Here is a 10,546-nt window from a genome sequence, read left to right on the forward strand (position 1 = left end):
CTATCGCGGGCAAGCCCGCTCCCACAGGGTTCACGGTGTTTTTGAAGGTTGTGTTCGCTCAGCTGCTTTCCATTGACGAGACCCTTGCTATGGAACACCAACCTCTGACCCATCCGGTAAGCGCCGCACCCGTGCGCATCACTCGGGGTGTCTCACCGACGGCGCGTGCCTGGTTTTTCCTCTCGCCGTCGATGCTGTTTCTCGGCGTGCTGATTGCCGCGAGCCTCTTGGTGCTGCGTATGAGCGTCGGCACCAAAGGCGCGGAATGGACCGGGTTCAACCTGGCCAGTTACGCGCAATTGCTGGAGCCCTATTACCTCAAATCGTTGCTGCTGACATTGCGCCTGGCGCTGATTAGCGCGGTGATTGCGGTGCTGCTGGCGATCCCGGTGGCCTACACCATGTCGCGGCTGACCTCACCGTTTGTGCGGCGGATTTTCCTTGCGGCGGTGCTGCTGCCATTGCTGGTCAACCTGTTGCTGCAAAGCTACGGCTGGCTGGTGATTCTCGGCCCTGGCGGGATGCTCAATCAGGCGCTGATGGGCCTGGGCCTGATCAAGCGGCCGATCATGCTGCTCTACAACCAGAACGGCGTATTGATGGGCCTGGTGCAAACCGCGTTCCCGTTGGCCGTGCTGCCGATTGCCAGCGCCATGCGCGGCGTTGCCCGCACTTATGAAGAAGCCGCCGCCACCCTTGGCGCCAGTCGCTTGCAGGTGTTTCGCCAGGTGGTGTTGCCGATGAGTTTGCCGGGGATCATCACCGGCGCGACGCTGGTGTTCGCCTACAACGCCAGCAGCTTCGTGGTGCCGTTGCTGCTCGGTGGTCGGCGCGTGCCGATGCTGGCGGTGATGGTCCATGACCAGATTGCCCCGCTGATGAACTGGCCCGCCGCGTCCGCCGCCGGTGTGGTGCTGATCGTCACCACGCTCGCGATCATGACCTTGTCCGAATACATCACTGGCCGTCGTCGGCGCATGCTGGAGGCTTCGCAATGAGCTCTGTGATCAAGAAGCGTCACTCGCTGTTGCCGGGCGATACCGGCAAGTTTGCCGGCATCCTCTCGGGCTTCATTTTGCTGCTGGCGGTGCTGCCGATCCTGACCATGATCGTCATGTCGTTCAGCGGCGCGTCGAACCTCGACTTCCCGCCCAGCAGCTACAGCCTGCAATGGTACAAGGCCGCCTGGCACACCTTCGTGTCGCCGGATGCCAGCGACGTGCTGAGCCTGGGCAAAGCCATGAGCACCAGTTTGCTGGTGGCCTGCCTGACCATGGTTTTCGCCACGATCATCGCAGTGCCGGCGGCCTATGCCCTGACCCGTTGTGAGTTCCGTGGCAAGGCCGTGGCGTTGCAGCTTATGTCTTTGCCTTTGGTGTTCCCGATGGTGGTGTTGGGGCTGGCCTTGCTGTTGGTGTTCGACAGTTTGCCGTTCCAGATCACCACCTCGCGGCTGGTGATTGCCCATGTGATTCTGGCGCTGCCGTTCGTGGTGAAGAACTGCACGGCAGCGATGCTTTCCATCGGCAGCGAAGTCGAAGAGGCCGCGCAAATGCTCGGTGCCTCGCCGCTGCGGGCGATTGTCGATGTGGTGGTGCCGTTGATGAAGTCGGGGATTCTGGCGGGCATGCTGCTGGCGTTCATCGTCTCGTTCAACGAATTCACCGTGACCTATTTTCTCTACACCATCGACGTCATGACCGTGCCGATCTGGATGTACAGCCGCACCGTGTCTTCGCTCGACCCAACCGTATTTTCGTTTGCCGTGCTGATCGTGCTGATCGACTTCGTGCTCATTTGGGCGCTGGAAAAGTTGGTTGGTGAAGGCGGCGTTTCGTTCTGATTTCTTGAGGTGATTCAAATGACTGGTCTGATTCTGGAAAACGTCGAGAAACATTACGGCTCGGCCTGCGCGGTAAAAGATGTGAACCTGCATTTGCCCGAGGGCAAGCTGGTGTGTTTCCTCGGGCCCTCGGGCTGCGGTAAAACCACCTTGCTGCGGATGATCGCCGGGCTCGAAACCCTGACCGGCGGCGAGATTCGCCTGGACGGTGAAGACATCGGCCATACGCCGGCGCACCAGCGCAATTTCGGCATGGTGTTTCAATCGCTGGCGCTGTTTCCGCACATGACGGTGGGGGAGAACATTGCTTATCCGCTGAAACTGCGCGGGGTCAGCAAGGTCGATCAGCAGGCGCGGGTGGTGGAGTTGCTTGAGCTGATTCAACTGCAGGAAATGATTGATCGCCCGGTGGCAAAACTCTCCGGCGGTCAGCGTCAGCGGGTGGCGATTGCCCGTGCGATTGCCTCGCACCCGAAAATCCTGTTGCTCGACGAACCGTTGTCGGCGCTGGACGCCAAGCTGCGTGAGTCGATGCAGGTGGAAATCCGTCAGCTGCAACAGCGTTTGAACATCACCACCATCATGGTCACCCACGACCAGCGCGAAGCCATGACCATGGCCGACATCGTGGTGGTGCTGGGTGAGCATCGGGTGCAGCAGGTGGGCACGCCGATCGAAATCTATCGGCATCCGGCCAATGAATTCGTCGCGGATTTTATCGGTTCGGGGAATATCTTTCCGGCCACGGCGCTGGGCAACGGTAAGGTCAGCTTGCCCGGTGGCGATGCGCTGCAAGTGCCAATCTGTAGCAGCATTGTGGTGGGGGAGAAGGTGAAAATGCTGATTCGCCCTGAGGATCTGCAACTGTCGCAGCCCCAAGCCACGGCGGGGAATCGCTTGCTGGGCAAGGTGACGTTTGTGCGGGATATCGGTGCGACGATTGAAACCACCGTCGAGTGTTCAGGGGTGTCGTTTACCGCGTTGAGCACGCCGTGTCAGGGGATTGGGTTGAGCATTGGCAATCCGGTGTCGGTGACGTTGCCGGCTGAGGCGTGCCGAGTGTTGAGCGCCTGACGTTAGTGGAGGGTTGCTCTTACTGGCCCCATCGCGGGCAAGCCCGCTCCCACAGGGTTCCGTGTACACCGGTCCTTGTGGGAGCGGGCTTGCCCGCGATAAGGCCATCAGCCACACAACAAATGTCGGATCAAACCGACAACCGCAACCGCGCCAAATCCCGCAGCGGTGGCGCGCCGAACAATCGGCTGTACTCACGGCTGAATTGCGAAGGGCTTTCATAGCCCACCCGATAACCCGCCGCCGAAGCTTCCAGCCCTTCGGCCAACATCAACCGTCGCGCTTCTTGCAGGCGCAGCTGTTTCTGATATTGCAGCGGACTCATCGCCGTCATCGCTTTGAACCGGTGGTGCAGCGTCGACACGCTCAGGTTCACTTCCCGTGCCAGATCATCGATGCGCAGCGGTTGTTCAAAGTTGCCGTTGAGCCATTTGATCGCCTGGCTGATGCGATGGCTCTGGCTGTTGGCGATAGCAATCTCATACAGCCGATGACCCTGTTGACTGCGCAATAACCGATACAGAATCTCCCGACGAATCAGCGGCGCCAGCATGGCGATGTCTTTGGGGGTGTCGAGCAAACGTGCCAGACGCAACACGGCGTCGAGCATGGCCGCGTCGATCCGCTCGACATACAGGCCGCGACCGGTGGGCCGCGTGGGTACGCCGATGGGCCCCGCGTCGGCAATCAGCGCGGTGATTTCCGCCGGGTCGATGTCCAGCCGCACCGCGAGGATCGGTTCCTCGGGCGAGACATTCACCACCCGACCGCTCAAGGGCATCGAGACCGATACCACCAGGTAATTCAGCGGGTCGTAATTGAAGTATTCGTCCGCCAGCCGAACCTCCTTGCGTCCCTGGGCCATGATGCACAGGGCCGGTTGGGCTAGCCCCGGGGCGAAATCATGGGATTTACTGTGACGCGACATGAACAGCGAGCCGACGGCGGTGGCGTAGGAGCCATCGTCCAGCGTGTTGCGGCGGATGAGGTCGGCCAGTTCCGCGCGCTGTTTTTCCATGTCGGCGGGAAGCGGAGCCTGAAAGTGATCGAGCGACGACATGCAGGGAATCCTCCGTGAAGTGTTGGTCATGGGCTGAGCTTAAATTTGTGCAAGGGACAGCGGTAGACACATCCTGCCAAAAGCTTGCCTGATTCTGCATGGGCTTCGTGTGCCGCCCGGTCATGACGTGACGCAGATGGGCAGCGCCTACACAAAACGCGTGTGACAGTGATGTGACGGGTTTTACCGGTTGTTACAGGTGTTGAGCCAAGTCTCGCAGGATTGTGCAATGCGTCGGCAGAAATCGACTAACGATGACCATGGCACGCCGCCTAATCTTGGATCCTGTCGCAGCCCGTCCCCGGCTGCCACTGAATGACCTGGGAGGGTTGAACATGTCTACGCAAATCCCCGTCAGTCATATGGCCTTCGTCCGCGCCCGCGCCGGGCGTTCGGCAGAACTCGGTGTGCGCTTGAGCGCCCTGATCGAGCCGTCGCGCAACGCACCGGGTTGCTTGAGCTTCGCCCTGCAGCACTCACAATGCGATTCCGAACTGTGGCTGGTGTCCGGTTTCTGGGCCAACCAGCAGGCCATGACCGCTTACTTCGGCAGCCCGGCGATGCAGATTTTTGCCGAATTGGTGCAGGAGCTGGTGGTCAACAGCCTGGATTTCCACACCTTCAAGGATGTCTCGGCGGCCCAGGCCCTTGGCCAGTCCCCGGTAGAGGTACACAAACTGGCCGGTTGAGGGTTTAATGGCGCAATTCTCCATCAGCCAGGATCCGCGACATGGCACGCAAAGCCTTTGAACATTTCGAAGCCGTTTCAGCCGTAGTACCGGGCGAGGGCGGTTACCACGCCGCGATTGCCGTCAAAGCCCTCGGCGGTTCCGGTGCCCCGGTTTTTCACAAAGTGCTGGAAGGCCAGACCTTCAAGACCGCTCATGAAGCCGACGAGGCCGCGGCCAAAGAATTGACCCGCCTCCAGGACGTCAAAGAAAACGCCGACCTGCTCTGGTAATCACTTGACCGCCCCCGGGCGGAACATCTTGAACAGTGCCTCTGGCCCCAGCTGAAAATAATCCGCCGGCCCGCCGCCGCGCAGAATCGGTTCTGCCGCGGCGGTGTCGTACACCCCATCTTTCAACAGCCATTTGGCGATGTGCACGGCGACCACTTCGCCGAGAATCAGCCAGCTCGGCACCACTTCCTTGTTGGCACGCTGCAACTGAATGATCTGCGTGACCTTGCACTCGAAGGACACCGGGCTTTCGGCAACCCGTGGCACCTGAATGATTTTCGACGCGGCGGTGGTCAGCCCGGACAGTTCGAACTCGTTGACCTCAGGCCCAACCATGGCGCAGCTCTGGTTCATCTGCTCGGCCAGCGGACGCGTCGCCAGGTTCCAGGCGAACTCGCCGGTCTGCTCGATGTTGTTCAGGCTGTCTTTGCGCCCGACGCTGGAAAAACCAATGATCGGCGGGATGTAGTTGAAGGCGTTGAAAAAGCTGTACGGCGCCAGGTTCAGGCGACCGTTGGCGTCCTGCGAAGAGATCCAGCCGATGGGGCGCGGGCCGACGATGGCGTTGAACGGGTCATGCGGCAGGCCGTGGCCGTTGGCGGGTTCGTAGAAATGGATGTCGTCGGTCATGGACGGGGTTCCTGAGGCTTTGTTTCGAGATCGATCATAGTGCAAGGACGAGCGGGTTATTTCCAGCGATGAGATCTAATGTGGGCTTGCCCGCGATAGCGGTTTAACAGTCAACACAGATGTTGAATGTTACGGCCTCATCGTGAGCAAGCCCGCTCCCACATTCGACCGCATTCTTCTGAAAGAACTCGGTCAACCTGTGGGAGCGGGCTTGCCCGCGATGAGGCCGGTACAGCCGCCATCAATGTTGCTGTCAGTTCGTCTCGATCCGCGAATGCTTGCGGGTGTCTTTCATGGTCACATACACCAGCAACGACACCGCGATGCACGCCGTGACATACCAGTAGTAACCGGTTTCCATGCCGATGCTCTTGAACCACAGCGCGATGTATTCAGCGGTACCGCCGAAGATCGACACGGTCAGCGCGTACGGCAGGCCAACACCCAGTGCACGGATTTCGGTGGGGAACAGTTCGGCTTTGACCACCGCGTTGATCGAGGTGTAGCCGCTGACGATGATCAGCGCCGCCATGATCAGGAAGAACGCGCCCCACCAGGTCTGGATGGTGTGCAGGGTGGTCAGGATCGGTACGGTGAACAGGGTTCCGAGAATACCGAAGGCGATCAGGATCGGTCGACGACCGACTTTATCCGACAGCCCGCCGATGATCGGTTGCAGGCACATGAACAGGAACAGCGTGGCCGCGGAAATCGTGGTGGAGTCGGAAATGCTCATGCCGACGGTGTTCACCAGGTATTTCTGCATGTACGTGGTGTAGGTGTAGAACGCCAGCGTGCCGCCCATGGTCAGGCCGACCACGGTCATCAGTTCTTTCGGATGGCGCAGCAAGGTGCGCATCGCGCTTTCCTTGGACTTTTCTTTCTTGGTGAACGACTCGGTTTCTTCCATACCGCGACGCAGGTACAGCGCGACCACGGCACACAGCGCGCCGATGGCGAACGGGATGCGCCAGCCCCAGGCGTACAGCTCCTCGGTGGTCAGAAAGTTTTGCAGCACGATCAGCACGCCCAGCGCTATGAGTTGACCGGAGATCAGAGTCACGTACTGGAAGCTGGAGAAGAAGCCACGACGTTCCTTGGTAGCCATCTCGCTCAAGTAAGTGGCCGAGGTGCCGTACTCGCCACCGACCGATAGGCCTTGCAGCAAACGGGCGAACACCAGCAGGATCGGCGCGCCAATACCGATGGTTTCATAGCTCGGGCTCAGGGCGATCAGCAGCGAGCCGAAGCACATCAGGTAGACCGAGGCCATCAGGGCCTTTTTGCGCCCGACTTTGTCGGCATACAGGCCCATCAGCCAGCCACCGATCGGGCGCATCAGGAAGCCCACGGCGAAGATCGCGGCGGTGTTCAGCAGTTGTGCGGTGGTGTCGCCTTTGGGGAAAAAGGTCTTGGCGAAATACAAAGAGAAGGCGGCATAGACATACCAGTCGTACCACTCGACCATGTTGCCGACAGAGCCGCTGAAGATCGATTTGATCCGGCTGGCGGTGGTTTTTTCTTTGACCGGCACGGCAGCCGACCCAAGGGGCAGGGTGTTGGAGTTATCCATTGAAGGATCCTCGTTTAATTGTTTTTGTGGAGCGCGTTAAAACGCAGCCTGCTGGTGCTATAGCAGGAGCTGTGCCAAGGGGAGGAGGGCCGGTTTAGAGGGGGTGGCGGGATTTATTGAGCGGAAATCCGCTTATGGAATTGGGGTTGGCAAGCGGAAATACGCCGGAGCTGATCGTTCCCACGCTCCGCGTGGGAATGCCTCAACGGACGCTCCGCGTTCGGCTTTTGGGACGCGGAGCGTCCCGGGCTGCATTCCCACGCGGAGCGTGGGAACGATCATTCGCCGAGGAACATCTCACGGCTCAACCCATGCCGCTGCATCTTTTCATTAAAGGTACGACGCGGCAGTTGCAGTTCTTCAAGCACCGCTTTCACATCACCTTTATGTCGGGTCAATGCCGCGCGCAGGCAATGCGCTTCGAAGGCTTCTTGCTGCGCCGCCAGCGACTGGCCGGGATCGATCCCCACCGGCTCCGGTTCGTCCAGGCCCAGCACTTGGCGCTCGGCGACGTTCGCCAGTTCGCGCACATTGCCCGGCCAGTCGTGGCTCAGCAGATGGCTCAATTGCGGCCCGCTCAAGGGTGCAAAGGTGCGACCCAAACGCTCGGCGGCACTCTGCGCGAAGAACTCGAACAACAGGGGAATGTCTTCACGCCGATCGCGCAACGGTGGCAGCCGCAACTCGGCGACGTTCAATCGATAGGCCAGATCTTCGCGAAAACGTCCGGCCCGGGCTTCCTCCAGCAAGTCGGGTTTGGTCGCGGCGATGATCCGCAAATCCACGTGGATGCTCTGGTTGGAGCCCAATCGCTCCAGTTTCTGCTCCTGCAACACCCGCAGCAGTTTCACCTGTTGGGCCAGGGGCATGCTTTCGATTTCATCGAGAAACAGCGTGCCGCCATCGGCGTATTCGAGCTTGCCGATACGTTTGCCCTGGGCACCCGTGAACGCGCCGCTCTCATGACCGAACAGCTCGGCCTCGAACAACTGCTCGGGAATCGCCGCGCAATTCAGTGCCACGAAGGGTTTGTCTGCACGGGGACCGAAGTCGTGCAGGCAACGGGCAACCAATTCCTTGCCACTGCCGGTTTCGCCCCGGATCAGCACGTTGACCGGCAGCGTCGCCAGCTCCAGCACCTGCCGGCGCAGCGTTTGCAAACCACGGGATACACCCAGCAGGGTGGCATCGAGTTTGGCGCGATTGTCTGCCTGTTCGTGCAGGGCACGGTTTTCCAGCACCAGTCGGCGCTTGTCCAGAGCGCGGCGCAGGCTGCTCAGCAGGGTTTCCGGGCTGAAAGGTTTTTCGAGGAAATCATAGGCGCCGTCGCGCATCGCTTCGACGGCCATCGGCACATCGCCGTGACCGGTCAGCAGGATCACCGGCAAGTCGGCATCGCGGCGCTGGACTTCGGCCAATAGCTCCAGCCCGGTCATGCCGGGCATGCGCACATCGCTGAGGATCACACCGGGGAAATGTCTGGGCAGTTGCGCCAGGCACTCATCGGCGCGGCTGAACAGCTGCACCTCGAAGCCGGACAAGCTCAGCCACTGTTCGACGGCGCTGCGGATGCTGCTCTCGTCATCGACCACCATCACCGAATTGAGCATCAGATGTGCGCCTCCAGATCGATCGGCAAGGTCAGGGTGAACACCGCGCCGCTTTCGCCATTATCGACACTCAGGCGTCCGCCCGCTTCGTGAACGATAGCGAAGGAGACGGCAAGCCCCAGGCCCAGGCCATCACCCACCGGTTTGGTGGTGAAGAACGGATCGAACACTTGCCCCAGGTTCTCTTCGGCAATGCCACCGCCGTTATCGGCGACGGTCAGATGCCACAATTGTTCATCGGCTTCGAGGCGGATTTCCAGACGTTTGCAGGGTTTGTCGTGCATCGCATCCAGGGCGTTGCGCAGCAGGTTGATCAGCACCTGCTCCAGACGAATCGCATCGCCACGTACCCAGGCCGGGCGGGTCAGGTGCAGCACAGTGCTGATGTGCTCATCACGCAGGCGCGCATCCAGTAACTGCAAGGATTGATCGACCACCGCCGCCAGGTCCAGCCGTTCGCGCAGACCGCTGGGGCTTTTGCGGGCGAAGGTTTTCAGGTGGCCGGTGAGGGCGGCCATGCGCGTGAGCATGTCGTCCACCGGTTTGAGCGCCTTGTAGGCGTCCTCGACCCGACCGTGATCGAGCAGCAGCCTCAGCGTCGCAAGCTGCATGCGTTGGGCGGTCAGCGGCTGGTTGATTTCATGGGCCAGCGCCGCCGACATCTGCCCGAGGGCCGCGAGTTTGGCCGATTGCACCAGCCCGTCCTGGGCGGTGCGCAGGTCGCGGGTGCGTTCTTCCACCAGTTGTTCGAGTTCTTCACGACTGCGCTGGCGCATTTTGGCCAGGCGCCAGCGCTGGTTGAGGAACAGCAGCAAAAACACGATGGCCAGCCACACCCCGGCGGCGGCGAGCCCGGCGTTGCGGCGGTCTTCGAAAGCGATCTGCGGGCGGCGCAGCAGGTGCAGCGTCCAGCCTTCGGCGGCCAGCGGCAGCGATTCCCACAGGTAATCCGCCGCTCCGTCGGGGCCATCGACCCGGGTTAGCGCACTGTTGTCGTCGAAGCGCCGCACCGATTGATAGTCAAGCGGGGTCAGCGGTTGTTTGTCGTATTGGCGCGTGGCCTTGAGCTCGGCGCGGTCGCTGTCGCCGAGCGGTTTCAATTGGCGATAGCGCCAACCGGGCTGATTGGCGATGAAGATGATCCCGCGCGCATCGCTGACCAGCAAGGTGTCGCTGCCCTGGCGCCATTCGCGCTCAAGCTCCGGGAATTCGAGTTTGACCACCATGGCACCGAGGAACTCATCACCGTCGCCGGTCACTGCACTGGACAGAAAGTAACCCGGAATGCCGCTGGTGACGCCCACCGCGTAAAAGCGCCCGGTGCCTTGGGTTCGCGTCTGGCTGAAGTAGGGGCGGAAGCCATAGTTGTGGCCGACGTAACTGCTGGGCAAACGCCAATTGCTGGCGGCCACGGCCCGGCCGGTGCGGTCGAGCAGTTCCAGGGTCGAGGACTGCGCGGCGCCGTTGATTTTTTCCAGTTTGCGATTCAACGCAAGCTGCTGTTCGGGGCTCACCTCACCGCTTAGCGCGGCGCGCAGTTCCGGGTCCAGCGCCAATACGGCGGGCAGGGCGCGGTAGCGGTCGATCAGGGTGTGCAGGGAATTGGCGTACAGCGACAATTGCTGATTGGCGCGGGCAGCGTCCTCCACCAACGCCTGGCGTTCGGCGTGGCGGATGGCCAAAGTGGCCGCAAGAATGGCCCCGGCGATTATCGACAGGGCATAAAGCAATCGGTGCAAGGATTGTGAAGTCGCGAGCATAGGGAATATCGACGCAGGTGCGGGTAGGCACGATA

The 10,546-nt window shown here is 60.9% G+C and carries 10 protein-coding genes; 5 read left to right on the top strand and 5 right to left on the bottom strand.

All coding sequences use genetic code 11. From position 1 onward, the window contains the following. The first annotated feature begins 89 nt into the window (after positions 1-89). From AACY49_RS05495 to AACY49_RS05505, 3 genes are read left to right on the top strand one after another with little or no spacing between them, the layout of a single operon-like run. On the top strand, positions 90-998 hold the full coding sequence (locus AACY49_RS05495; RefSeq protein ID WP_339522192.1) for an ABC transporter permease: 909 nt from the start codon (positions 90-92) through the stop codon (positions 996-998). After that, positions 995-1,843, top strand: a complete 849-nt coding sequence (locus tag AACY49_RS05500; protein WP_258699357.1) for an ABC transporter permease — start codon at positions 995-997, stop codon at positions 1,841-1,843. Before AACY49_RS05495 ends, AACY49_RS05500 begins: the two co-directional genes overlap by 4 nt. A gap of 18 nt (positions 1,844-1,861) precedes the next feature. Next, entirely contained in the window at positions 1,862-2,917 is a 1,056-nt protein-coding gene (locus AACY49_RS05505) for an ABC transporter ATP-binding protein (RefSeq protein ID WP_258699358.1), read from the top strand. 130 nt (positions 2,918-3,047) lie between these two features. On the opposite strand, the gene AACY49_RS05510 is transcribed toward AACY49_RS05505, so the two are convergent. Then, positions 3,048-3,977: an AraC family transcriptional regulator gene (locus AACY49_RS05510; RefSeq protein ID WP_258699359.1), complete on the bottom strand. Its 930-nt coding sequence runs from the start codon at positions 3,975-3,977 to the stop codon at positions 3,048-3,050. 335 nt (positions 3,978-4,312) lie between these two features. On the opposite strand from AACY49_RS05510, the gene AACY49_RS05515 reads away from it, so the two are divergent. Both AACY49_RS05515 and AACY49_RS05520 read left to right on the top strand, forming a co-directional pair. Continuing rightward, entirely contained in the window at positions 4,313-4,666 is a 354-nt protein-coding gene (locus AACY49_RS05515) for an antibiotic biosynthesis monooxygenase family protein (RefSeq protein WP_258699360.1), read from the top strand. A gap of 41 nt (positions 4,667-4,707) precedes the next feature. Beyond that, positions 4,708-4,938: a hypothetical protein gene (locus AACY49_RS05520; protein ID WP_258699361.1), complete on the top strand. Its 231-nt coding sequence runs from the start codon at positions 4,708-4,710 to the stop codon at positions 4,936-4,938. Here AACY49_RS05520 and AACY49_RS05525 read toward each other — a convergent pair whose 3' ends face one another. From AACY49_RS05525 to AACY49_RS05540, 4 genes are all read right to left on the bottom strand, one after another. Next, complete coding sequence (locus AACY49_RS05525) at positions 4,939-5,568, bottom strand: flavin reductase family protein (protein ID WP_320393499.1); 630 nt, start codon at positions 5,566-5,568, stop codon at positions 4,939-4,941. It abuts the gene before it with no gap. A gap of 253 nt (positions 5,569-5,821) precedes the next feature. After that, positions 5,822-7,141, bottom strand: coding sequence for an MFS transporter (locus AACY49_RS05530; RefSeq protein WP_339522200.1), 1,320 nt, complete (start codon positions 7,139-7,141; stop codon positions 5,822-5,824). A gap of 278 nt (positions 7,142-7,419) precedes the next feature. Continuing rightward, positions 7,420-8,751, bottom strand: coding sequence for a sigma-54-dependent transcriptional regulator (locus tag AACY49_RS05535; protein WP_339522202.1), 1,332 nt, complete (start codon positions 8,749-8,751; stop codon positions 7,420-7,422). Beyond that, on the bottom strand, positions 8,751-10,511 hold the full coding sequence (locus AACY49_RS05540) for an ATP-binding protein (protein WP_339522204.1): 1,761 nt from the start codon (positions 10,509-10,511) through the stop codon (positions 8,751-8,753). Before AACY49_RS05540 ends, AACY49_RS05535 begins: the two co-directional genes overlap by 1 nt. Positions 10,512-10,546 lie beyond the last annotated feature (35 nt).

It is taken from the genome of Pseudomonas sp. EL_65y_Pfl2_R96, from assembly GCF_963970905.1.
Lineage (GTDB): Bacteria > Pseudomonadota > Gammaproteobacteria > Pseudomonadales > Pseudomonadaceae > Aquipseudomonas.